Origin of the sequence: Agromyces sp. 3263 (assembly GCF_031456545.1) — a bacterium.
Classification (GTDB): Bacteria; Actinomycetota; Actinomycetes; order Actinomycetales; family Microbacteriaceae; genus Agromyces.
This window is the reverse complement of record NZ_JAVDUV010000001.1, coordinates 395,451-420,691: the sequence shown is the minus strand read 5'-3', so window position 1 is coordinate 420,691 and position 25,241 is coordinate 395,451. Positions and strand designations below refer to the sequence as shown.

The window sequence follows — 25,241 nt, the reverse complement described above, 5'->3', positions numbered from 1 at the left end:
GGGGAACGAACCCGATGGGGCCGGCGCGTGAGCGCCGGCCCCATCGGCGTGCGTGGCGCGGCGCGGATGTCCCCCATGGCGTCGTGTCATCCCACGCGAGGGCCGCGGGGCACATACCCCGTTTTCGGGTGACACGATTTCGCAGTGCCTGATCACGTGCGTTTTCGAAGCGGACCATGTCCCCCGTATTGGTGTCGAGTGCACCCTGTCGTGTCCCCCGTTCGCTCTGCTTGACTCGGCGCAGTTGCGCAATCCTCAGATCTGCGCCGCCCCCCGACGCGAAGGTTCGACAACCATGGACAGCTTGTTCGACCGGTCCTCATCCACTGGCGCCTCCACCACGCGCCGAAGCCGTCGAGAGCGGGTCCAGCGGCGCAAGCGCACGCTCCGCGGGGCCGTCGCGGCCGTCGCGGTCGCGGGCCTGCTGGCGATCGGCCTGCCGACGATGGCGTTCGCCGATCCGGCCGACGATCCGGCGACGGATGCGTCGACGAGCGAGACCTCGGAGGCGACGACGACGGTCGCACCGACGGAGGAGTCCTCCGACCCGACGGATCCGGCGACGGACCCGGCCGAGTCGACGCCGACTCCGGACGAGGGGAGCACGGAGCCGACGGACGAGCCGGCGGACGAGACGTCGACCGAGGAGCCCTCGGAGACCGACGAGCCGACCGACGCACCGCAGCAGCGCACGGTCGCCCCCGACGAGGCGCAGGGCGACGTCGGCGTGTTCGCCGTTCCGCCGGCCACGGGTGACAGCGCGGTCATCACCGTGCGCACCGGCGACGTGCGCAGCACCGCCGACCCGAACTCGATCTCGGCGCTCCCGGGGGTGCAGCTCGGGCTGTACACCACCCGCACCGGCGGATCCCTGCTCTTCAGCTGTACCGCGGATGCCGCGGGCGACTGCAGCTTCGTCGTCCCCGACACCGATCAGGGCGGCGTGAACCGCGACCGCGAGATGTGGGTCCGCCAGATCGCCGCGCCCGCCGGCTACTTCACGAACCCGACCCTGCGCACCGGCGACGCCTTCGGCGGCGACAACGAGGCGACGAGCTACAGCTTCCGCGTGGGTCTGCGCCCCCAGCAGGGCAACACGTGGCAGATCCGCCAGGGCCAGACGTACACCACCACCCCGCCTGCCGAGTTCATGGTGAGCTCGGGCAACACCAACCGCGACGCATCCGGCGGCGTCTGGCAGACCTCGCGCAACAACGTGGCCGCCCCCCAGCAGTGCGGACTGGACGTGGCCCTGGTCATGGACCTGTCCGGCTCGGTGAACTCCTCGATCGCGCAGGCCCGCGAGGCCGGAACGACCCTCGTCGACGCGCTCGTGGGAACGCCCTCGAACGTCGGCCTGTTCACGTTCGCCTCGTCGGCGCCTGCGAACAACAGCAACAACCAGAACCGGCCGATCACCGCCGTGTCCACGGCGGCCGGCGCGGCCACCGTGAACGGCTGGATCAACGGACTCACCGCACCGACGAACGGCAACACCAACTGGGACCGCGGCCTCCACCAGGTCGCCGTCTCACCCACGGCGTACGACGTCGCGATCGTCCTGACCGACGGCAACCCCACGGTGTACGGCAGCGAGACGAACCCCGGTGACTTCACCCGAGTGCGCGAGGTCGAGAACGCGATCTTCTCGGCCAACGCGATCAAGGCGGAGAACACCCGCGTCATCGCACTCGGCGTCGGCAACGGCGTGAGCAATGCCGACACCGCGCTGAACCTCCGCGCCATCTCGGGCCCGATCGCCTACAACGGCAGCAACCCGGGCACCGCCGACTACTACCAGACGGCGAACTACGCCGCGGCCGGCGCTGCACTCCGCCAGCTCGCCCTCGGCAACTGCCAGGGCTCGGTGAGCGTCGTGAAGCAGGTCGTGCCTCCGGGCGGCACGATCCAGCAGGCACAGCCGACCGGTGGCTGGGCCATCTCGGCCACGAACCCGACCGCGGGGGTCACGGTCGGCGCGCCGAACCCCGCCAACGGCCAGACCGGTGCCGGCACCGGCTCGATCAACTACCCGTTGGTCTTCGCGGGCGGCACGACGACGGGCACCGTGGTGGTGCGAGAGACGATGCAGGCCGGATTCTCCGGCTTGCCGCAGTCGGGCCTCAACGCCGTCTGTCGCAACCTCAGCGATCCGGCCCAGCCGATCATCGCCGGCGTGACGAACAACAACACCGTCCCCGGGCAACCCGGCGTCAACGTGCCCGTCAGCCCGAGCACCGCGGTCAGCTGCACCTTCTACAACCAGGCGCCCAACCCGGCCGCCACCGTCGTCGTCGACAAGCTGTGGGCGATCAACGGCCAGCCCGCGATCCCGCACGGGCAGAACCCCGCGCTGACCGGCAGCGCGGTGGTGAACGGGCAGGGCACCGGTTTCGGCAACGTCGTCGGCGGATTCTCCGCCGGCCAGACCATCCCGATCAACGAGACGCTCGGCTCCCTGCCGACCCTCTGCCAGGTCGTCAGCAAGACGGTCACCCAGGTCAACGGCAGCGGCACGAACGTCCCTTTGACGAACCCGTACCAGCTCCAGCTCGTGGCGGGGGCCAACACGGTGCAGATCACCAATACGGTGACGTGTCCGACGCGCCTCACGCTGCGCAAGGACGTCGCCGACGACGCGGTGCCCACCAACCTGTGGACGCTCGACGCCCTGACGCCCGGCGGTGGGGCCCTCGCCTTCCCCGAAGGCCAGGACAGCGGTTCGGGCGTCACCGGAACCATCACGCCCGGTGTCGTCTACCCGCTCGCCGAGTCCGGCGGCGACCCGCGCTACACGCAGCTCGACAACCGGGACCCGGTGCTCTCCGTGCCGGGGTCGACCGGCAGCTGGGCCTGTGTGCCCCTCGACGCGAACGGCCAGCCGACCGGTGGCAACGCCGGCGGCCTGAACGGCGGCGTGAACGTGGGCTTCGGCAACTGGGTGCAGTGCACCGCGGTCAACCAGACCGCGCGACTCACGCTCGTGAAGACGCTCCAGCCGCTCGCGGGCATCACCGCGGACCCCGCCGCGTGGAACCTGACGGCCACGCCGAACGCCCCGGCGATCCCCGGGCTGAACGCCCAGACGGTCGCCACGGGCCAGACGATCTCCGTCCGGCCCGGCAAGGCCTACACGATCTCCGAGTCCGGCGGTCCCGCCGGCTGGGAGCAGGTCTCCATCCAGTGCGACACCGGACCGAACGGCACCTACGTCACGACGACGACCGTCACGCTCCCGGCGCTCGACAACGCCACCTGCGTGATCACGAACCGTCCGATCCCGCCGAAGCTCTCCCTCGACAAGGTCGTGACCGGTAGCGTCGCGCCCGACACCGCCTGGACGCTGAGCGCCACCCGGAACGACACGGCCGCCGTCGTGGCATCCGGCGCCGGCGGCACCCCCGGCTTCGTCACGGTGCCCGCGGGCGTACCGTTCACACTCGCCGAGACGACGGCCCTGCCCAACGCCGACCAGTTCCAGGCCGGCACCTGGCAGTGCTCGAAGAACGGCGGCGGCAACGTTCCCGGCCCGGCCGTGGGCGCCCTCAGCGCCGGCGACTCGGTGGCCTGCGTCGTCACCAACACGCTGAAGCCGTTCACGCCGACGGTCGTGAAGAACGTGGCCGTGCCGACGATGAACGCCGACGGCACCTGGACCATCACCTACACGATCGACGTGAAGAACCCGAGTGCCTTCGGCCCGGTCACCTACGGACTGGCCGACCAGCTCGGCTTCGGCGGCGACATCACGATCCTCGACGCCGACTACGCCGAGCCGAACGGCGGCCCGTCGCATCCGTTCTCCGGTGGCTTCGGCAGCGTGCAGACGTTCACCGCCGGCAGGTCGCTGCCCGCCGGTGCGACCGACACCTGGACGGTGGTCGTGCAGGCGCAGGTGGATGCCGGCGCCTTCGCCGACCCCGAGAACGAGCTCGCCTGCCCGGCACCCACCTCGGGTGACGACGGCGGCTTCCTGAACACCGCGACCCTCTCGGTGAACGGGCAGACCGTCGGCGAGGATGACGCGTGCGCCGAGCCGGTGAACCCGACGATCACCAAGGTGGGCGGTGCTGCGGTCGCGAACGGCGACGGCACGTGGACGCTCCCGTACACGATCACCGTGCTCAACCCGTCGGCCACCACTGGCGTGATCTACGACCTCGAGGACGCCCTCGACCTCCCGGCCTCGGCCGAGGTGGTCGGCACCGCGACCGTCGTGTCCGCGCCCGTGCCGACCGTGGTGGGCTGGACCGGCCTCGCGCCGAACACCCTGCTCGCCGACGGCATCTCGCTCCCGGGAACGCCGGGAGTCGACCAGCACGTCTACCAGATCGCCGTGACGGTGCGCATCGGGGCGGATGACCCCGCCTCCACGTGCCCGTCCGACAACGGACTGAACAACACGGCCACGCTGCTCTCGGGCAACCAGGAGACGGATGCCACAGGCTGTGTCACCGTCGACACCCCCGACATCGTGCACGAGAAGTCGGTGGTCTTCGGCTCGGTGTCGCAGGGCGCCGACGGCCTCTGGACCATCGCCTACAACCTCGTCGTGACGAACACGGACGCGTTCGGCGGCACCTACTCCCTGGCCGACGAGCTCCACTTCGGTGCGGGCGTCGACCTGGGCGGAGCGGGCTACGCCATCACGAAGGACGGCGTGCCGTACCCGACGTCGTGGGCCGGATCCGGCGACCTCGCGGTCGACGCGTACCTCGCGGGCAACACCTCGACGACGTACCGGATCACCGTGACGGGCATCGCCCTCGATGGCCCCGACCTCACCCCGGCCCAGACCGCGTGCCCCTCGGGCGCGACCGACGGCGCCTTCAACAACGCCGCCGTGCTCACGGTCGGCGGCGAGGACACCACCGACACCGCGTGCGACAGCCCGAGCGCTCCGACCATCTCGAAGACCGGGGCGACCGCGGCCCAGCAGCCCGACGGCAGCTGGAACGTCAGCTACACGCTCACGGCCGCCAACACCGCGCCGGGGGCGAAGCCGAGCTTCTACTCGCTCATCGACGACCCGCAGTTCCCGGCGGGAGTGATCTACAACTCCTACGTGATCGACGGCGGCCCGACCGTCGCCTACGACGGCACGACGGACATCGTCATCGCGACCGACCAGCCGATCGCCGCCGGCGAGACCGACGTCTTCACGATCGTGCTGAACGTCGACGTGCCGTCGGGCAGCGTGCCCCCGGCCGACCTCGAGTGCACGGTCGCGGCACCCACTCCGGGCAAGGGCTTCTTCAACGAGGCCGTGCTGACGAGCGGTGAGATCGTCCGCGACGACGAGGAGTGCACCGACATCACCGACGGCGGCGTGCCGACGGTGTCGAAGGGCGACCCGATCGTCACCCAGGACGCCGACGGCGTGTGGACCGCCGTCTACGACGTGACCGTCACCGGCAACGCCGACTTCATCACGAAGTACACGCTGAGCGACACCCTGCGCTTCGGCCCCGAGGTCGAGATCCTCTCGGCCGAGTGGACGGGCGAGGGCGACGACGGCGACTGGACCGACCCCGAGGCGAACCCGACCGAGACGATCGTGGGCTCGCCCAAGCTCATCGGCATCGACGAGGTCGACACCTACACGGTGACGGTCACGGCGACGGTCGACGCCGAGGCGTTCGCGGACCCCACCACGGGCACCTGCGCACCGACCGACGGCGCTCCGAACGTCGGATTCCTCAACGAGGCGTCCCTCACCTCGGGCGCGACCACTCAGACCGACACCGGGTGCGGCCTGCCCGCGCAGCCCGAGGTCGTGAAGTCGACGGTCGGCGGCGTGGTGCAGGTCGGCGACCACTGGGAGGCCGGCTACCAGATCACGGTGCGGAACCTCAGTGCCGACCAGGGCCTCGTCTACGACCTCAGCGACACTCCGAACTTCACGGAGGATGTCACGATCGTCGATCGCGAGATCACCAGCGCGGATGTCACGGTGAACCCCGCCTGGAACGGCGCGGACTCCACCGACGACACGGTCGTCGAGGACCAGGCGCTCGCCGGCGGCGTGACCCACACCTTCCAGGTCGTGGTGTCGTTCACGGTCGACGACGTGCCGGGCGACGCCTCGCACCGCTGCGACGGTGAGGGCGGCCAGGGGCTGCTGAACGGGGCGCTCGTCGTCTCGGGCGACGACTACGAGTCCGAGGCCTGCTTCGACGTCCCCGTCGTGGTGGAGCTCCAGAAGCTCTGGGTCATCGACGGCGGCGACCCGATCGCCTGGGACAGCGACGCGCTGCCCGAGGGCTTCGAGGCCACGCCGACGCTCGACGGCGACCCGGTCGCCTGGGGTGAGGAGTACGGGCCCTACGTGGAGGACGACGAGGTGTCGATCGACGAGACCGACGTCGTCATCCCCGAGGGCTGCGAGCTCGTCGGCACCGACGGAACCGGCGTCGAGACCCTCGTCGACACGTACAACGTGTTCACGGTGACGAACGAGGTCGACTGCGAGCAGGAGGTCACGCTCGAGAAGATCGTCGACAACGCGCACGGAGGCGACGGCGTGGCCACCGACTGGACGCTCAGTGCCACGAACGTCGGCGACGACGCCGACACCTTCAGCGGTGACGGCTCCGCCACCGGTTCGGTGCAGGTCGACACGGGCTACACGCTCAACGAGGTCTCCATCGTCTGGGAGGACGGTGTCGCCTACGAGGTCTCGCAGACCTGGGCGTGCACCTCGCCGCAGGGCGACGACGCATTCACCCTCGTCACGAGCGACGGCGCGACGAACGCCACGCTCACCGTCACGCAGCTCGGCGCGAGCGTCGACTGCGAGATCGTGAACACGGATGTCGCGCCGAAGCTCACGCTCGTGAAGACCGTCGAGCCCGTCGAGGTCTCCGGCGAGTTCCCGCCGACGCTGTGGACGCTCACCGCGTCCGACGGCGGCATCGAGGTGCTCTCGGGCGCCGGCGGTGCCACAGGCGAGGTCGACTCGAACACGCCGTACACGCTCGCCGAGTCCGCGGACTTCCCCGGGGCCGACGAGTTCGAGGGGGGTGACTGGGTCTGCACGGTGACGAGCACCGACCCGAACACCCCGGCGCAGCTGGAGGGCTCCGACGTCACCCTCGATCCCGGCCAGACGGTCACCTGCGAGATCGTCAACACCGCCAAGCCGGCCGAGTACCTGGTCGACAAGACCGTGTCATCCACCGAGCAGCTGCCCGACGGCAGCTGGGTGATCGTCTACTCGCTCGAGGTCGAGAACCTCAGCGGGGTGTCGCCGCTCACCTACGACCTCGAGGACGACCTCGACCTGTTCGGCTCGGGCATCACGGTCGACGAGGCATCCTGGACCGGCCCCGATGGCGCATCGGGCAGCTGGGACGACCTGCCGGCGACGACGACCACGACGCTCGCGGACGACGTGGTGCTGCCCTCGGCGACCACCCACGTCTACACGATCACCGTCGGCGCGACGGTGACGGAGGAGGCCTGGGAGGACGAGACCACCGAGTGCAGCCAGGAGAACGTCGAGGAGGGCGGCTTCCGCAACGTCGGCACGCTGACCGTCGACGGGCTGCCGACCGAGGTGAGCGCGTGCGACGAACCCGGACAGGCGACGGCCGAGAAGCTCGTCACCGGCCCGGCGACGAACCTCGGGCTCGGCAACTGGGAGGTCGAGTACGAGATCACCGTCACGAACGACAGCGACGACGACCTGTTCTACGACCTGAGCGACACGCCGGCCTTCCCGGCGGGCGTCAGCATCACGAGCGCGGTGGCCACCGACCCGAACGGCGATGTCGTCGCCTCGTGGAACGGCGACACCGACACGACGCTCACCACCGGCGATGCCATCGCCGCGGGCACGACCGAGGTGTGGACCATCACGATCCAGGCGTTCGTCGCGAACATCGTGTCGATCGACACCGTGGACTGCGTGGCGTCGGAGACCGGCAACGGGTTCTTCAACGGCGCGACGTTCGGCAACGGCACGATCGTGACGGAGCTCGACGACTGCACCGATATCCCGGTCGGCCAGATCGGGCTGCAGAAGTTCGTCGACAACTCGGCCTTCGCGAACATCGACCTCGGCGGGCTCACCCCGTTGCAGGCGAACGCGTGGAACGTCTTGGCGGCGGGCCTCGTGAACGTCGGCGGCATCGGCAGCGGCCAGCTCGTGTTCACCGTCCCGACGGGCACCTACAGCCTGTCCGAGACGCCGAATGCGACCGGCCTCGCGAACCCGCTCCTGCAGTTCTACGAGAACGGAGCGTGGGGCTGCATCCGCGGCGGCCAGCCGACGGACGCGACGGTCGTGCTGGGCGCACGCGTGGACTGCCAGGTCACGAACGTGGCCGAGCCGGTCGACGTGGGCATCGTCAAGGAGTACGTGCTCCCCGAGGGCCAGACGGCCGTCGAAGAGGGCGATGCCTTCGAGTACACGCTCACGGTGACCAACAACGGCACCGAGCCGGTGACGAACGTGGTGGTCAGCGACCTGCTGCCCGACACGCTCGAGATCACGGGGCCCGCGACCTTCGATCCCGACAGCGGCGACTTCGTCGAGAACACGGTCGGCAACCAGTTCAGCGCGACGGCGGCCGGGCCGTTCGGCCCCGGAACGATCACGACCATCACCATCCCGGTGCTCTTCACGGTCGTGCCGGTCGACTCGCCGCCCGCCGTCGGACCCGACGACCCGCCCCCGGTGATCCCGCCGCTCGACAGCGACCCGATCCCCAACGAGGCGTGCGTCGAGGTCGATGAGGACGACCTGTTCACCACGAACGACTGCGACGAGGTGGATGTCCCCGTCAAGCGGATCGACTCCGGTGCCTACGTCCGCTGCGTGAACGACGTGCCGTGGCTCTACTACGACATCTCGGTCACCGACAACGTCGCCCCGGCCGACATCACGGTGACGTGGACGTCGGCGGACGGCACGCTGACCAAGGTCGAGACGATCCCGTGGGATGCACGCACCGGCCGGCTGCTGTGGCCGGGGGCCGCGGTGGACGCGAACGGCATTCCGTACGCGTTCCCCGGTTGGCGTCCGATCACGGAGCAGGACCTGATCACGCCGCCGACGCCCGGAACCAGGTTCCTCGACCTGATCCTCGACGAGACCGTGCCGACCTATCCCTGGCGCGACCAGGTGAACCCGGCCACGATCACGTTCTCGATCAACCCCAGCGAGGAGGTGCTGGCGGTCTACCCGCAGGCGCTGCCGACCTGTGCGATCGAGCGGCCCTCGGAGCTCGTCATCGAGAAGACCGCGAGCGTGACGTCCACGAAGTCCGACGCGAACTTCTCGTACACGCTGGGGGTCACCTCGGTGGGCACGGGCGCCGCTGACACCGTGGAGATCTTCGACACGATCCCGGGTCACCTCCGGGTCGACTCGATCACCACGGATGCCGCACCCGCGTTCCCGCGCTGGGAGGACTGCGAGGTGACGGGTGAGGACTCGGCCGGCTACGGCGGCACCCTGCACTGCGACCTGCTCGGAGTGCTCGGGCCGAACATCACGACGGCGCCCGACATCGTGCTCGGCGTGCATGTGCGACCGGGAACCACGGCGTCCTCCATCGTCAACACCGGCGAGGTCTGCTGGGATGACGCGGACACGGGCGACGACGTGCCCGACCTGATCGAGTGCGCCGACGACACGGTGACGGTGAGCCTGCCCCAGAAGACCGCGGTGACCGGCTTCGCGTCGGAGCCGTGGCTCTGGTTCGGCGGCGGCCTGATGCTCCTCGGCGGCCTCGGCGTCGCCTGGGTCCTCATCCGGCGGCGACGGGGAACGGTGTCCGGCGACTGAGCCCGGTAGCCCGGCGGGGCGGTGACGCCCCGCCGGGCCGGACTCCCGGCACGGCGCAGGGGAACCGCCTGCCGGTGCCACGACGAAGGGCCGGTGCATCGCACCGGCCCTTCGTCGTCTTCGTCAGTGCCTCAGGGCTTGCCGCGCATGATGGCCTGCTTGACCTCGGCGATCGCCTTGGTCACCTCGATGCCGCGGGGGCACGCGTCGGTGCAGTTGAAGGTCGTGCGGCAGCGCCACACGCCCTCCTTGTCGTTCAGGATGTCGAGGCGCACGGATGCCGCGTCGTCACGCGAGTCGAAGATGAACCGGTGCGCGTTGACGATCGCCGCGGGGCCGAAGTACTGGCCGTCGGTCCAGAACACCGGACACGACGAGGTGCACGCCGCGCAGAGGATGCACTTCGTGGTGTCGTCGAAGATCTCGCGCTTCGCGATCGACTGGATGCGCTCCTTGCCGGCCTCGGGCGTGGAGTTCGCGATGAGGAACGGCTGCACCTCGCGGTAGCTCGCGAAGAACGGCTCCATGTCGACGACGAGGTCCTTCTCGAGCGGCAGGCCCTTGATCGCCTCGACGTAGATGGGCTTCGAGATGTCGAGGTCCTTGATGAGGGTCTTGCACGCGAGCCGATTGCGGCCGTTGATGCGCATCGCGTCGGAGCCGCAGATGCCGTGGGCGCACGAACGGCGGAAGGTGAGCGAGCCGTCCTGCTCCCACTTGATCTTGTGCAGGGCATCGAGCACCCGGTCGGTGGGATACATCTCGACGTCGAAGTCCTGCCAACGCGGCTCGGTGTCGACATCGGGGTCGAAGCGGCGGATCAGGAACGTGACGGTGAACGACTGGATGGCGGCATCCGTCGACTGGGCCTCGAGCGTGGCGGTGGTCACGTCAGTACTTCCTCTCCATCGGCTGGTAGCGGGTGATGGTCACGGGTTTCCAGTCGAGCCGGATGTGGTCGTCGGCGAGCGAGGAGTGCGCGTCGCCCGACAGGTAGGCCATCGTGTGCTGCATGTAGTTCACGTCGTCGCGGTTCGGGTAGTCGTCGCGCATGTGGCCGCCGCGGCTCTCCTTGCGGTTGCGGGCCGAGAAGACGACGACCTCGGCGAGGTCGAGGAGGAAGCCGAGCTCGACCGCCTCGAGGAGGTCGGTGTTGAACCGCTTGCCCTTGTCCTGCACGGCGATGTTGCGATAGCGGTCGCGGAGCCCGGCGATCACGTTCGTGACGTGGGCCAGGGACTCGTCGGTGCGGAACACCTGCGCACCCTTGTCCATCTCGTCCTGCAGCTCCTTGCGGATCGCGGCGATCCGCTCGGTGCCGTTCGAGTCGCGCAGCAGCTGCAGCATGCGCCGGATGTCGCCGGCGGGGTCGTCGGGCAGCGGCACGAAGTCGGCCGTCTGCACGTACTCGACCGCGTTGCGGCCGGCCCGCTTGCCGAAGACGTTGATGTCGAGCAGCGAGTTGGTGCCGAGGCGGTTGGATCCGTGCACCGAGACGCACGCGCACTCGCCGGCGGCGTACAGGCCGGGTACGACGGTGGTGTTGTCGCGCAGCACCTCGGCGGCGACGTTCGTGGGGATGCCGCCCATCGCGTAGTGCGCGGTCGGCATGACCGGGACGGGCTCGTACACCGGGTCGACGCCGAGGTAGGTGCGCGCGAACTCGGTGATGTCGGGGAGCTTCGTCTCGAGCACCTCGGCGCCGAGGTGGGTGCAGTCGAGGAGCACGTAGTCCTTGTGCGGGCCGGCGCCCCGGCCCTCCGCCACCTCCTGCACCATGCAGCGGGCGACGATGTCGCGCGGGGCGAGGTCCTTGATGGTGGGGGCGTATCGCTCCATGAACCGCTCGCCCGAGGCGTTGCGGAGGATGGCGCCCTCGCCGCGGGCGCCCTCGGTGAGGAGGATGCCGAGGCCGGCCAGGCCGGTCGGGTGGAACTGGAAGAACTCCATGTCCTCGAGCGGCAGGCCCTTGCGCCAGATGATGCCGACCCCGTCGCCCGTCAGGGTGTGCGCGTTCGACGTGGTCTTGTAGATCTTGCCGAACCCGCCGGTCGCGAAGATGATCGCCTTGGCCTGGAAGACGTGCAGCTCGCCGGTCGCGAGCTCGTAGGCCACGATGCCCGACGGCTGCTCGACGCCGTCGACCTCCGTCATGACGAGGTCGAGTGCGTAGTACTCGTTGTAGAACTCGATGCCGAGCTTCACGCAGTTCTGGAAGAGCGTCTGCAGGATCATGTGGCCCGTGCGGTCGGCCGCGTAGCACGCGCGGCGCACCGGCGCCTTGCCGTGGTCGCGGGTGTGGCCGCCGAATCGCCGCTGGTCGATCTTGCCCTCGGGCGTGCGGTTGAACGGCAGGCCCATGTTCTCGAGGTCGATGACCGCGTCGATGGCCTCCTTGGCGAGGATCTCGGCGGCGTCCTGGTCGACGAGGTAGTCACCGCCCTTGACGGTGTCGAAGGTGTGCCACTCCCAGCTGTCCTCCTCCACGTTGGCGAGTGCGGCGGCCATGCCGCCCTGCGCCGCGCCGGTGTGGGACCGCGTCGGGTAGAGCTTCGAGATGACGGCCGTGCGCGCACCGGGGCCGGCCTCGATCGCCGCCCGCATGCCCGCGCCGCCGGCGCCGACGATGACGATGTCGTACTGGTGGTAGTGGACGCCGTCGACGATCTTCGTCTCGACGTGGGCGCTCTCGGGATTCACAGGTCTCCTAGACGGCGGGGCAGAACGAGGGGAGCAGGTCCGCGGGGGAGCCCGCGGGGCACGGGTCGAACGTGAAGACCACGAGGGTGCCGAGCACGATCAGCACGGCCGCCGCGGCGAAGAGCGCGCCCTTCAGCACCTTCTGCAGCGTGCCGGGGTTCGTGTAGTCGTTCACGATGGTGCGCATGCCGTTGGCGCCGTGGATGAGCGCGAGCCAGAGCATCAGCACGTCCCACCACTGCCAGAACGGCTGCGCCCACTTGCCGCCGACGAACCCGAAGTCGATGGCCTTGATGCCCTCACCGTCGATGAGGTTCACGTAGAGGTGCCCGAAGATGAGCACGAGGAGCACCACGCCCGAGGCGCGCATGTAGATCCAGCCCCACTTCTCCCAGTTCACGCCGCGCTTGCGAGCGGGGCGTGCGGGAGTGCGAGGCGCTTCGATGGCAGTCATGTCGCTGGGCCCCCTCAGTGGCTGAAGACGTTCATCAGGTGCCGGGGCACGAAGGCGAGCATGGTCACGACCCAGAGCGCGATGACCACGTAGAACAGCACCTTCTGGTGCCGGGTGGCCCACGCCCAGAAGTCGACGAGGATGATCCGCAGCCCGTTGAAGGCGTGGAAGACGATCGCGCCGACGAGCGCGGTCTCGCCGAGCCCCATGAGGGGCGTCTGGTACGTGCCGATGACCGCGTTGTAGGCCTCGGGGCTCACCCGTACGAGCGACGTGTCGAGCACGTGCACGAGGAGGAAGAAGAAGATCGCGACACCCGTGATGCGGTGCAGCACCCACGACCACATGCCCTCTCGGCCGCGATACAGCGTGCCGCCAGGCCTCTGCTTCGCCGGCTTCCCGGATGCGGTCAGGGTTCCTGCCGAGGTCTCTGGCATGAACAACCCTCCCTGGCTGTGTGATACGCCCTGGACATGAGGGCACGACGGGCGCACGGCCCGGTTCGAGTGTAGTCCCGAGCCGATCGCGACGCCGCTTAGGGCTGCCTAACTGTCTCGATGTCGAGACACCTGCTCGAGCGGATGCCGCCTGCCGTGTGCCGTTCGCCTGCGCAGCCCCCGGCCGAAACACACGGCCCGGTATCCTCGGACCCATGTCTGATCGTTCCCTTCCCCTCGACGGCTTCTACAGTGTGATTCCCGCCGGAGGCGTCGGCTCCCGACTGTGGCCGCTGTCCCGGGCGGACGCCCCGAAGTTCCTTCACGATCTCACCGGGTCGGGCCAGACGCTCCTGAAGGACACGTGGGACCGGCTCGCGCCGCTCTCGGGGGAGCAGCGCATCATGGTCGTCACCGGGCGCGCACACCGCGCCGCCGTCGAGGAGCAGCTCCCGTCCCTCGCGGACGCCAACGTCGTGCTCGAGAGCGAGCCCCGCGACTCCACCGCCGCCATCGGCCTCGCCGCGGCCATCCTCGAGCGCCGCGAGCCCGGCGTCGTGATCGGCTCGTTCGCAGCCGACCACGTGATCTCGGGCGATGCCCTCTTCCGCTCCGCCGTCGCCGACGCCGTGGCGGCTGCGCGCGCCGGCTACATCGTGACCATCGGCATCACGCCCACCGAGCCGGCGGTGGGCTTCGGCTACATCGAGTGCGGCGGACCCCTCGAGGTGCCCGGTGCCCAGCGCGTCGAGGCGGTCTCCAACTTCGTCGAGAAGCCCGACCTCGACACCGCCCGGCGCTACCTCGCGGGCGGCGACCACCTGTGGAACGCCGGCATGTTCATCGCGAAGGCGTCGACGCTGCTCGAGGAGCTCGCGCGCACGAAGCCCGAGCTGCACGACGCGCTCGTGGAGCTCGCCGCGGCATGGGACGACCCCGCGACGCGCGGACCGGCGGTCGACCGCATCTGGCCGACCATCGAGAAGATCGCGATCGACTACTCCGTCGCCGAGCCGGCGGCCGCGGCCGGGCGCCTCGCCGTGATCCGCGGGCACTTCCAGTGGGACGACGTGGGCGACTTCGCCTCGCTCGCCAAGCTCAACACGGCGGGGCGCTCCGGCGAGCTGGCGATCCTGGGCGAGAACGCGCGAGTGCTCGCCGACGCCTCCAGCGGCATCGTGGTGAGTCGCGCGAACCGGGTCATCAGCCTGATCGGGGTGCACGATATCGTCGTGGTCGACACGCCCGACGCGCTCCTCGTCACCACGAGCGAGCACGCCCAGCGGGTCAAGGCCGTCGTCGACGCGCTGCGCCTCGGCGGTTCGAGCGACGTGCTCTAGCGATCACACGAGGGAACGGGAGCTGCGGATGTCGGTGCGACGGTGGTTCGGCAGTGGGGCTGCGCTCGTCGCGGCATCCGTCATGCTCGCGGGCTGTGCACCCGCGCCCGAGTCGGGCGGCAGCGACGCCGCCGACGCGGGGTGCGTCCGCATGGTGACCAACTCGGGTGGGCTCGAGGACCGCTCCTTCAACCAGTCGAGCTGGGAGGGCCTGCAGCAGGCGGAGGACGAGCTCGGCGTCGACGCCGAGGCCATCGTCTCGACCGGCGAGACCGACCTGGCCCCCAACGTGCAGCAGGCGGTGGACTCGGGCTGCGAGCTCATCGTGACGGTGGGCTACGAGCTGGCCGAGGCGACGCTCGAGCAGGGCGAGGCGAACCCCGACCTCGCCTTCGCCATCGTCGACGAGACCGTCGAGGGCGACAACGTCAAGCCGGTGGTGTTCGACACCGCGCAGGCCTCGTTCCTCGCCGGGTACCTCGCCGCGGGCGTGTCGAAGACGGGCGTGGTGGCCACGTTCGGCGGCGGCAACCAGCCTCCGGTCACGCTCTTCATGGACGGGTTCGTCGACGGCGTCGCGAAGTACAACGAGGTGCACGGCACCGCCGTACGGGCGCTCGGGTGGGACAAGGCGAAGCAGGACGGCGCCTTCACCGGCGACTTCGAGGACATCAACAAGGGCAAGGCGCTCACCGAGGGCTTCATCGACCAGGGCGCCGACGTGATCCTGCCGGTCGCCGGCCAGGTGGGGGAGGGCGCGGCCTCGGCCGCGCTCGAGCGCGGCGGCGTGTCGGTCATCTGGGTCGACAGCGACGGGTACGAGTCGCTGGCCGCCGAGTTCCGGCCGGTGCTGCTCACGAGCGTGCTGAAGAACACGCAGGACGCGATGGTCGAGATCGTCGGCGCCGTACAGGACGGCTCCTTCTCGAACGAGCCCTACGTCGGCACCCTCGAGAACGGCGGCGTCGAGATCGCGCCCTACCACGACCTCGCGGCGCTCGTCACGCCCGAGCTCGACGGCGAGATCGAGGGCCTGCGACAGGCGATCATCGCCGGTGAGCTCGTCGTCGATTCGCCCAGCTCACCCGCTTCGCGCTGACCCGGAGCGGGCACGAGGGCCCCGGCCCGGAGCGCTGGCCCCCGTGCGGGGGAGTAACGGCCTGCTCATATGAGCAGAATGTCGCGTCTTCATAACCATTGCATGTCCCCGGGCGACTGGGCCGGGGCGGCGGCCGCAACATTCGGTAACGTGACTCATCGAGTCCCCGCGACGGTCGGGGCGCAGTCTTTGGAGGACACAGTGAAGGTCACGACCAGGAAGGCCGCCCTCGGCGGTCTTGCGATGTTCGGCGCAGCCGTGCTGCTCGCCGGTTGCGGATCCGCGCCCGAGGACTCGGGCTCCACCGACGGGGCGGCGGCATCCGACTTCCTCCCCTGCATGGTCTCCGACGCGGGCGGTTTCGACGACAAGTCGTTCAACCAGCTCGGGTTCGAGGGCCTGACCAAGGCCGCCGACGAGCTCGGCGTCGAGCCGGTCACCGTGCAGTCCGACTCCGAGACGGACTTCGCGCCCAACCTGACGAACCTCGTCGACCAGGGCTGCAACCTCATCACCACGGTCGGCTTCGCGCTCGCCGCCGCCGCCGGCGAGTCCGCCGCGGCGAACCCCGACATCGAGTACGTCTCGATCGACGACGTGGTCGACAACGACTTCGACGGCAAGACCGACTCCGACAACATCAAGCCGATCATCTTCGACACGGCCCAGGCGGCATTCCTCGCCGGCTACGCGGCCGCCGACTACTCGAAGACCGGCGTCGTCGGCACCTTCGGCGGCATGAACTTCCCGACCGTCTCGATCTTCATGGACGGCTTCAAGCAGGGCGTCGACTACCACAACACCGAGAAGGGCACGAATGTGCAGGTCCTCGGCTGGGATGGCACCGACGGCCTCTTCACCGGTGGCTTCGAGGCCAACGACACGGCGCGCAACACCGCGCAGGGCCTCATCGACCAGAACGTCGACGTGCTCCTGCCCGTCGGCGGCCCGATCTACCAGTCGGCTGCCGCGGCCATCCGCGACTCCGGCCGCGAGATCGCGATGATCGGTGTCGACGCCGACTTCACCGAGACCGACCCGTCGGTCGCCGACCTCATGCTCACCTCGATCCTCAAGGGCATCGACGTCGGCACCTACGAGGCCGTCATCGCCGCGGGCAACGGCGACTTCGACAACACCCCGTTCGTGGGCACGCTCGAGAACGAGGGCGTGGGCATCGCCCCGTTCCACGACTTCGAGTCGAAGGTCCCGTCGACGCTCCAGGGCGAGCTCGACGACCTCAAGGCCGCGATCATCGCGGGCGACGTCGAGGTCAAGTCCTACCTCGCCAAGTAGGAACGACGCTCTCTCGGGGAGGTCGGCACCAGCCGGCCTCCCCGATCGGCGTCCCGGCGCACTTCGGAGCGGAACGCGCAACATCTGCGCAGGACCTCTCCGGCACCCTCAACTTTCGCGCAGCATCTCCGACGGATGCAGCCACCTCAGTAGGATCGGGGACATGAAGCTCGAACTTCGCGGCATCACGAAGCGATTCGGCAGCTTGGTCGCGAACGACCACATCGACCTCACCGTGGAGGCCGGAGAGATCCACTGCCTCCTCGGTGAGAACGGTGCAGGCAAGTCGACGCTCATGAACGTCCTGTACGGCCTGTACCAAGCCGACGAGGGCGAGGTGCTCCTCGACGACCAGGTCCAGCACTTCGCCGGCCCCGGTGACGCCATGGCGGCGCACATCGGCATGGTGCACCAGCACTTCATGCTCATCCCCGTCTTCACCGTCGCCGAGAACGTCATGCTGGGACACGAGGAGACGAAGCTCGGCGGCCGACTCGACCTCCCCGCGGCACGCGCGAAGGTGCGTGAGATCTCCGAGCGGTTCGGGTTCGACGTCGACCCCGACGCGCTCGTCGACGACCTTCCCGTCGGCGTGCAGCAGCGCGTCGAGATCATCAAGGCGCTCTCCCGAGACGCGAAGGTGCTCGTCTTCGACGAGCCCACCGCCGTGCTCACGCCCCAGGAGACCGACGAGCTCATGGGCATCATGCGCCAGCTGAAGCAGACCGGCACCTCCATCGTGTTCATCACGCACAAGCTCCGCGAGGTGCGCGAGGTGGCCGACCGCATCACGGTCATCCGCCTGGGCAAGGTCGTCGGCGAGGCGTCCCCGACGGCGACGAACGCCGAGCTCGCCTCGCTCATGGTCGGCCGCGCCGTCGAGCTGACGGTGCACAAGGAGGAGCCCACGCTCGGCGACGCCGCTCTCCAGGTGCAGGGCCTCACGGTGATCGACCCCATCGGCCAGCTCGTGGTCAACGACGTGAGCTTCGAGGTGCGCCGAGGTGAGATCCTCGCGATCGCCGGCGTCCAGGGCAACGGGCAGACCGAGCTCACCGAAGCGCTGCTCGGCCTGCAGCCGCGGGTGCAGGGCTCCATCAGGATCGACGGCATCGAGCTCGGCTCCTCCAGCGTGAAGCGCATCCTCGACGCCGGCGTGGGATTCGTGCCCGAGGACCGCACGGAGGACGGACTGGTCGGTGAGTTCACCATCGCCGAGAACCTCATGCTCGACCGCAGCGACGGTGCGCCGTTCGTGCGGGGCGGCAGCATCCAGCGCGGCGCCCTCGCCGACTTCGCCCGCGACAAGGTGAAGGAGTTCGACGTCCGCACGCAGGGCATCGACTCCAAGGTGCGGCAGCTGTCCGGCGGCAACCAGCAGAAGGTCGTGCTGGCTCGCGAACTCAGCCGCGAGCTGCGCCTGCTCGTGGCCGCGCAGCCCACGCGGGGCGTCGACGTGGGCTCCATCGAGTTCATCCACAAGCGCATCGTCGAGACCCGCGACGCCGGCGTCCCCGTGGTCGTCGTGTCCACCGAGCTCGACGAGGTCGTCGCCCTCGCCGACCGCATCATGGTCATGTACCGCGGCCGCATCGTGGGCATCGTCCCGGGCGACACCCCCCGCGACGTGCTCGGCCTGATGATGGCCGGCGAACAGCCCGCAGAAGGAGCCGCCGCATGAGCGACCCCCGTCAGCCCGACGCCGCCGGCTCGGCCGGAGCGACGCCCGCCGACCTCGACGCCGACATCGCCATCGAGGAGCCCGGAGCCGTCGCGCCCGAACTCGAGACGGCCGACGAGGCCCGAGCCGCTTCGCGCGCACCCGCGGACGTCCCGCCACCGTCGCGCTGGCACACGACGCTCCACCAGATCACGACCGGAAACGCGATCATCTCGGTGCTCGCGGTGCTGCTGGCCCTGCTCGTCGGCGCGATCATGATCGCGTTCACCGACGAGCGCGTGCAGGAGGCGAGCGGCTACTTCTTCGCCCGTCCGGGTGACACCCTCATCGCCATCTGGGAATCGGTGTCCGGAGCGTACTCCGCGCTCTTCCAGGGCTCGGTCTACAACTTCCGGCGCGACGACTTCATCTCCGGCATCCGCCCGCTGACCGAGACGCTGACCTTCGCCACGCCGCTCATCGCCGGTGGCCTCGGCGTGGGCCTCGCGTTCCGCGTCGGCATGTTCAACATCGGCGGTCGCGGGCAGATGCTCATCGCGGCATCCGTCGCCGGCTGGCTGGCGTTCGGGTTCGACCTCCCCTGGGGCATCCACATGCTGGTCGCCCTCCTCGGCGGCCTCATCGGCGGCGCGCTGTGGGCGGGCATCGCGGGCGCGCTCAAGGCGCGCACCGGGGCGCACGAGGTGATCGTCACGATCATGCTCAACTACGTCGCCTTCTACCTCGTGTCGTGGATGCTGCGCACCCCGGGCCTCCTGCAGGCGCCGGGGTCGAGCAACCCGAAGACCCCCGCGATGAAGGAGACGGCGATCTTCCCGGCCCTCCTCGGACCGCAGTTCAACCTGCACTTCGGCTTCATCCTCGTGGTGGTCGCGACGATCATCGTGTGGTGGATCCTCAGCAGGTCGAGCCTCGGCTTCCGGTTCCGCGCGGTGGGCGAGAACCCCAACGCGGCGCGCGTCGCCGGCATCAACGTGCCGTCCATGTACATCTACGCGATGCTCATCTCCGGCGCGCTGCTCGGCCTGGCCGGCGTGAGCCAGGTGCTCGGCACCGTCACCACCGGCTTCACGGCCGGCATCGACGCCGGCATCGGATTCGACGCGATCACCGTCGCCCTGCTCGGGCGGTCCACGCCGTGGGGCATCTTCGTCGCCGGCATCCTGTTCGGCGCCTTCAAGGCGGGCGGCTTCTCGATGCAGGCGGCCGAGGGCGTTCCCATCGAGATCGTGCTCGTCGTGCAGTCGCTCATCGTGCTGTTCATCGCGGCTCCGCCGCTCGTGCGCACGATCTTCCGCCTGCCCGATCCGGCTTCGCCGAAGCGCAGGCCCGTCCCGAACGTCACGCAGGAGGTGAAGGCGAAGTGAGCACCGCCGTGCAGCACCCCGCTCCCGCGCCGCAGGTCGTCGCGCTCGACACGACCGTCGTCACGAGCTGGAAGGCGCCGATCGCGTTCGCGATCTTCACGCTCCTCGCGATCGCCCTCGCGGTCTTCGCGCCACAGGACGGCGAGACGACCTTCCGCCTGTCGACCCAGTCCGACATGATCCAGCTCCCCGAGATCACCGTGCCCACGATGCCGACCCTCTGGATCACCATCGTGCTGCTCGCGCTCGCCACCGCCTACTCGGCCAGGCTCGTGGCGTCGAAGCGCCGCGTGCCGATCTGGGTCGTCGTGGTCTTCGCGATCCTGTTCATGTTCGGCTTCCTGACGTGGGCGGCGTCCGGTGCGGCGATCCCCGTGATCGGGCTGCTGTTCGGCTCGCTGAGCCTCGCGGTGCCGCTCATCTACGGTTCCCTGGCCGGCGTCCTCGGCGAGCGGGTGGGCGTCATCAACATCGCGATCGAGGGACAGCTGCTCGCCGGCGCGTTCACGGCGGCGGTGGTGGCGTCGATCACGGGCCAGCCGATCCTCGGGCTCATCGCGGCCATGGTGGCCGGCATGCTCGTCGGCATGGTGCTCGCGGCGTTCGCGATCAAGTACTTCGTCGACCAGGTCATCGTCGGTGTGGTGCTCAACGTGCTCGTCGTCGGCCTCACAAGCTTCTTCTTCTCCCAGGTCCTCGCGCCCAACGCGGCCCAGCTCAACACGCCGCCCCGCTTCGAGCGCCTGCCGATCCCCGTGCTGAGCGAGATCCCGATCATCGGGCCGGTGCTCTTCCGCCAGACCCTCGTCGTCTACCTCATGTACATCGCGGTGGCGCTCGTGTACTTCGGGCTGTTCCACACCAAGTGGGGCCTTCGCCTCCGCGCGGTCGGCGAGCACCCGCAGGCGGCCGACACCGTGGGCATCAAGGTGAACCGCACCCGGTTCTGGAACGTCGCCCTCGCCGGCGCCATCGCCGGCCTCGGCGGCACGTTCTTCACCATCGGCTCGGGCATCGCCTTCAACAAGGAGATGACCGCGGGCGCGGGCTTCATCGCCCTCGCCGCCGTGATCTTCGGCCAGTGGGACCCCATCAAGGCGACCCTGGCGGCGCTGCTGTTCGGGTTCGCCTCGAACCTGCAGAACACGCTCTCGGTCATCGGGTCGCCGGTCCCGAGCGAGTTCATGCTCATGCTGCCCTACGTGGTCACGATCTTCGCCGTGGCAGGGCTGGTCGGCAAGGTACGGGGCCCCGCTGCGGCCGGCAAGCCGTACATCAAGTCCTGAGCGGATGCCGCCTGGCCGCGGCATCCGTCATCTCACCGAAGGCCGATCCTGAACGGGGGAGCACCATGACCGCAACGGATGCGATCGACTGGGCCTCGCTGCGCGACCGCGCGCGCGAGGCCATGGCCAAGGCCTACGTGCCGTACTCGGAGTTCCCGGTCGGGGCCGCCGCGATCGTCGACGACGGCCGGATCGTGAGCGGATGCAACGTGGAGAACGCCTCGTACGGCGTGACGCTCTGCGCCGAGTGCTCGCTCGTCTCGGCGCTCGTCATGTCGGGCGGCGGCAAGCTCGTCGCGTTCTCGTGCGTCGACGGGCACGGCAACACGCTGATGCCGTGCGGTCGCTGCCGGCAGCTCCTCTACGAGCACTCCGCCGAGGGCATGCTTCTCGAGACGGTGTCGGGCGTGAAGACGATCGACGAGGTGCTGCCCGACGCGTTCGGTCCCCGCCAGCTCGCGGAGTTCAAGGGGGCGTCCGCATGAGCGCCGTCGAGGCGTTCGACGCGGTCGACCTCATCCGCGCGAAGCGCGACGGCCACGAGCTCGACACCGCCGAGATCGACTGGCTGATCGACGCCTACACGCGGGGCTACGTCGCCGACGAGCAGATGTCGGCGATGACGATGGCGATCTTCCTCAACGGGATGTCCCGTCGCGAGATCCGCGACATGACCATGGCCATGATCGCGTCGGGCGAGCGCATGGACTTCTCGGGTCTCGGCAAGCCGACGACCGACAAGCACTCGACCGGTGGCGTGGGCGACAAGATCACCCTGCCGCTCATGCCGCTCGTCGCGACCTTCGGGGTCGCCGTGCCGCAGCTCTCCGGCCGTGGGCTGGGCCACACGGGTGGCACCCTCGACAAGCTCGAGTCGATCCCCGGGTGGCGGGCCGACCTCACGAACGACGAGATGTTCACCCAGCTCCGCGACGTCGGCGGGGTCATCTGCGCCGCCGGATCGGGGCTCGCGCCGGCCGACAAGAAGCTCTACGCGCTGCGCGACATCACGGGCACCGTCGAGGCGATCCCGCTCATCGCGTCGTCGATCATGTCGAAGAAGATCGCCGAGGGCACGGGGGCGCTCGTCCTCGACGTGAAGTTCGGGTCAGGCGCCTTCCTCCAGGACATCGAACGCTCGCGCGAGCTGGCCCGCACGATGGTCGAGCTCGGCGAGGATGCCGGTGTCGCGACGTCGGCGCTCATCACGAACATGAACGTGCCGCTCGGCCTCACGATCGGCAATGCGAACGAGGTTCGCGAATCCGTGGAGGTGCTCGCCGGCGGCGGACCCGCCGACGTGCGGGAGCTCACGGTCGCCCTGGCCCGAGAGATGCTCGAGCTCGCCGGCGTCCACGACGCCGACGTCGAGGCGGCCCTCGACGACGGCCGGGCCATGGACACCTGGCGACGGGCGATCGCCGCGCAGGGCGGCGATCCCGACGCGCCGCTGCCGGTGGCTCGGGAGCAGCACGTGGTCACCGCCGACCGGGACGGAGTGCTCGTGAAGCAGGAGGCCCTGCCCTTCGGCATCGCCGCGTGGCGCCTCGGCGCCGGGCGGGCGCGCAAGGAGGATCCGGTGCACCACGCGGCCGGCGTCGAGCTGCATGCGAAGCCGGGCGACGCGGTGCGTGCCGGCGAGCCCCTGTTCACGCTGCACGCCGACGAGCCGGCCCGGTTCGGTCGCGCGCTCGAAGCGGTGCAGGGCGCCTATCGCATCGGCGATGCGGGTGAGACCGTCGAAGACGGCGGCCCGCTCATCGCGGATCGGATCGGGCGAGACCGCTAGTCCACGAGCTTCGAGATTGCCGAGACTTCGCGGGCGGGGCGCCGCTATCGTGGACACGTGAACACGATTCCGACGGAGTACCGCCTCGAGGGCGACGGCACGAACATACAGGCACTGCCGAAGGTGTCGCTGCACGACCACCTCGACGGAGGCCTGCGCCCGCAGTCGCTCCTGGAGCTCGCCGACGAGATCGGACTCGAGGTGCCGGCGTCCGACGGCGAGGCGCTCGCGGCATGGTTCGCCGAGCAGTCGAACTCCGGCTCGCTCGTGGAGTACCTCAAGACGTTCGATCTGACGACCGCCGTCATGCAGACCCGCGCGGGCCTGCAGCGCGTGGCGCGCGAGTTCGTGCAAGACCTGGCGGCCGACGGCGTGATCTACGGCGAGATCCGCTGGGCGCCTGAACAGCACCTGGCGCGCGGGCTCAGCCTCGATGAGGCCGTCGAGGCCGTGCAGGAGGGCATCGAGCAGGGAATCGACGATGCCCGGCACCAGGGGCAGGCCATCCGGGCCGGGCAGCTGGTCACCGCGATGCGACACGCCGATCGCGGGCTCGAGATCGCGGAGCTCGCCGTGCGTCACCGCGACCGCGGCGTGGTCGGATTCGACATCGCGGGCGCCGAGGCCGGGTTCCTCCCCGCACGTCACCGCACCGCCTTCGACTTCCTCGCCTCCCAGTTCTTCCCGGTCACCGTGCACGCCGGCGAGGCCGACGGGCTCGAGTCCATCCGCAGCGCGCTCTTCGACGGTCGTGCCCTGCGTCTCGGCCACGGGGTGCGGATCGCCGAAGACCTCACCATCGAGCGGCAGGACGACGAGAACACCTATGTCTCGCTCGGGCCCATCGCGCAGTGGGTACGCGACCGCGAGATCGCCCTCGAGACCAGCCCCTCGTCGAACCTGCAGACCGGCGCGATCGCGGCGTGGGGGGACGAGCTCGTGGATCACCCGTTCGACCTCCTCTACCAGCTCGGGTTCCGCGTCACGGTCAACACCGACAACCGCCTCCAGAGCGGCACCTCACTGACGCGCGAGCTCTCGCTGCTCAGCGACGCCTTCGGGTACGACCTCGACGACTTCGAGACCTTCCAGCTCAACGCCGCGGCATCCGCCTTCCTCCCGCTCGACGACCGCGAGGAGCTCGCCGAGCTCATCCAGGACGGCTTCGACGAAGCCTGACCGGCGCCACGAGGCCTCGCCGCGACCCCACGCGCCCTGAACGGACCCCCAATGACCACTATCCCCTCGCTGCCCGACACTGCCGTGGTGCTCGGCGCCACAGTCGACGACTGGCGCGCCGCCGTGCGCGAGGCCGGCCAGGCGCTCACCCGATCGGGAGCGACGCGGTCGGAGTACGCCGACCGAATGATCGCGGTCATCGAGGAGTTCGGCGCCTACGTGGTCATCGCCCCGGGCCTCGCCCTGGCGCACGCCCGTCCGGGCCCCGACGTGCGGCGCGAGGGCCTCGCGGTCGTCACGCTCGCCGAGGCGGTGCCGTTCGGGCATCCGCACAACGATCCCGTGCGCGTGGTCGTCGGGCTCGCCGTCTCGAACGCCGAGGAGCACGTGGCATCCGTCGCCCGGCTCGCGAACGCGTTCAACGACAGCGGCATCGTCGGCCGCATCGCCCGCGCGACGACCGCCGACGAGGTGCGCAGCCTGCTCGGCGTCGAGGCGAGCCCGGTCGAGGGCGTCGGCATATGAGGATCGTCGCGGTCTGCGGCGCGGGCGTGGGCACATCGGCGATCCTGAAGGTCAACGCCGAGCGCGCCCTCGATCGCCTCGGCCTCAGCGCCGATGTCAGCGCCAGCGACCTCGCCGGCATCGCGGATGCCGCAGCCGACGCCCAGGTGATCATCACCTCGACCGAGCTCGCCGCCGCGGTCCGGCAGGCCATCGGCCGCAGCTTCGCGGAGGTCGTCGAGGTCGTGAACTACTTCGACGTCGAGGAGATCGGCGCGAAGCTCGAGGCCTCGCTGGGCTGAGCCGACCGGCTCGG

Annotated in this window: 16 protein-coding genes; 12 read left to right on the top strand and 4 right to left on the bottom strand. The window is 69.7% G+C overall.

The features are described 5' to 3' along the window. The first annotated feature begins 295 nt into the window (after positions 1-295). The gene (locus tag J2X63_RS01910; protein WP_309973322.1) at positions 296-9,793 is read left to right on the top strand and encodes a VWA domain-containing protein; all 9,498 of its coding nucleotides are present in this window, start codon (positions 296-298) and stop codon (positions 9,791-9,793) included. Between the two features lie 131 nt (positions 9,794-9,924). On the opposite strand, the gene J2X63_RS01905 is transcribed toward J2X63_RS01910, so the two are convergent. Genes J2X63_RS01905 through sdhC form a run of 4 tightly spaced genes read right to left on the bottom strand, consistent with a single transcriptional unit; the run spans position 9,925 to position 13,384 of the window. After that, on the bottom strand, positions 9,925-10,683 hold the full coding sequence (locus J2X63_RS01905) for a succinate dehydrogenase iron-sulfur subunit (protein WP_159599891.1): 759 nt from the start codon (positions 10,681-10,683) through the stop codon (positions 9,925-9,927). 1 nt (position 10,684) lies between these two features. Continuing rightward, positions 10,685-12,493, bottom strand: coding sequence for a succinate dehydrogenase flavoprotein subunit (gene sdhA, locus J2X63_RS01900; RefSeq protein ID WP_309973319.1), 1,809 nt, complete (start codon positions 12,491-12,493; stop codon positions 10,685-10,687). A gap of 7 nt (positions 12,494-12,500) precedes the next feature. Beyond that, positions 12,501-12,947: a succinate dehydrogenase hydrophobic membrane anchor subunit gene (locus tag J2X63_RS01895; RefSeq protein ID WP_309973317.1), complete on the bottom strand. Its 447-nt coding sequence runs from the start codon at positions 12,945-12,947 to the stop codon at positions 12,501-12,503. A 14-nt stretch (positions 12,948-12,961) separates the two neighbouring features. After that, on the bottom strand, positions 12,962-13,384 hold the full coding sequence (sdhC, locus tag J2X63_RS01890) for a succinate dehydrogenase, cytochrome b556 subunit (protein ID WP_309973315.1): 423 nt from the start codon (positions 13,382-13,384) through the stop codon (positions 12,962-12,964). Between the two features lie 215 nt (positions 13,385-13,599). On the opposite strand from sdhC, the gene J2X63_RS01885 reads away from it, so the two are divergent. The 11 genes from J2X63_RS01885 to J2X63_RS01835 all read left to right on the top strand — a co-directional run bounded on the left by J2X63_RS01885 (position 13,600) and on the right by J2X63_RS01835 (position 25,227). Further along, a complete protein-coding gene (locus tag J2X63_RS01885; protein ID WP_309973313.1) occupies positions 13,600-14,724 on the top strand; it encodes a mannose-1-phosphate guanylyltransferase in 1,125 nt (374 codons plus the stop codon). Between the two features lie 28 nt (positions 14,725-14,752). Further along, a complete protein-coding gene (locus tag J2X63_RS01880; protein ID WP_309973311.1) occupies positions 14,753-15,823 on the top strand; it encodes a BMP family ABC transporter substrate-binding protein in 1,071 nt (356 codons plus the stop codon). A gap of 201 nt (positions 15,824-16,024) precedes the next feature. Next, complete coding sequence (locus tag J2X63_RS01875) at positions 16,025-17,119, top strand: BMP family ABC transporter substrate-binding protein (RefSeq protein ID WP_309973309.1); 1,095 nt, start codon at positions 16,025-16,027, stop codon at positions 17,117-17,119. A 163-nt stretch (positions 17,120-17,282) separates the two neighbouring features. Next, complete coding sequence (locus J2X63_RS01870) at positions 17,283-18,800, top strand: ABC transporter ATP-binding protein (RefSeq protein WP_309973308.1); 1,518 nt, start codon at positions 17,283-17,285, stop codon at positions 18,798-18,800. After that, positions 18,797-20,167, top strand: coding sequence for an ABC transporter permease (locus tag J2X63_RS01865; RefSeq protein WP_309973306.1), 1,371 nt, complete (start codon positions 18,797-18,799; stop codon positions 20,165-20,167). Before J2X63_RS01870 ends, J2X63_RS01865 begins: the two co-directional genes overlap by 4 nt. After that, positions 20,164-21,453 (top strand): ABC transporter permease, encoded by a 1,290-nt coding sequence (locus tag J2X63_RS01860; protein WP_396133100.1) that lies wholly within the window; start codon positions 20,164-20,166, stop codon positions 21,451-21,453. The genes J2X63_RS01865 and J2X63_RS01860 overlap by 4 nt, the downstream gene beginning before the upstream one ends. A 65-nt stretch (positions 21,454-21,518) precedes the next feature. Then, on the top strand, positions 21,519-21,938 hold the full coding sequence (locus J2X63_RS01855; RefSeq protein WP_309973304.1) for a cytidine deaminase: 420 nt from the start codon (positions 21,519-21,521) through the stop codon (positions 21,936-21,938). Further along, positions 21,935-23,242: a thymidine phosphorylase gene (locus J2X63_RS01850; RefSeq protein ID WP_309973302.1), complete on the top strand. Its 1,308-nt coding sequence runs from the start codon at positions 21,935-21,937 to the stop codon at positions 23,240-23,242. The genes J2X63_RS01855 and J2X63_RS01850 overlap by 4 nt, the downstream gene beginning before the upstream one ends. A 66-nt stretch (positions 23,243-23,308) precedes the next feature. Then, complete coding sequence (locus J2X63_RS01845; protein ID WP_396133139.1) at positions 23,309-24,421, top strand: adenosine deaminase; 1,113 nt, start codon at positions 23,309-23,311, stop codon at positions 24,419-24,421. A 51-nt stretch (positions 24,422-24,472) separates the two neighbouring features. Further along, the gene (locus J2X63_RS01840) at positions 24,473-24,946 is read left to right on the top strand and encodes a PTS sugar transporter subunit IIA (protein WP_309973299.1); all 474 of its coding nucleotides are present in this window, start codon (positions 24,473-24,475) and stop codon (positions 24,944-24,946) included. Then, positions 24,943-25,227, top strand: a complete 285-nt coding sequence (locus J2X63_RS01835) for a PTS sugar transporter subunit IIB (protein WP_309973297.1) — start codon at positions 24,943-24,945, stop codon at positions 25,225-25,227. The genes J2X63_RS01840 and J2X63_RS01835 overlap by 4 nt, the downstream gene beginning before the upstream one ends. Positions 25,228-25,241: the final 14 nt, after the last annotated feature.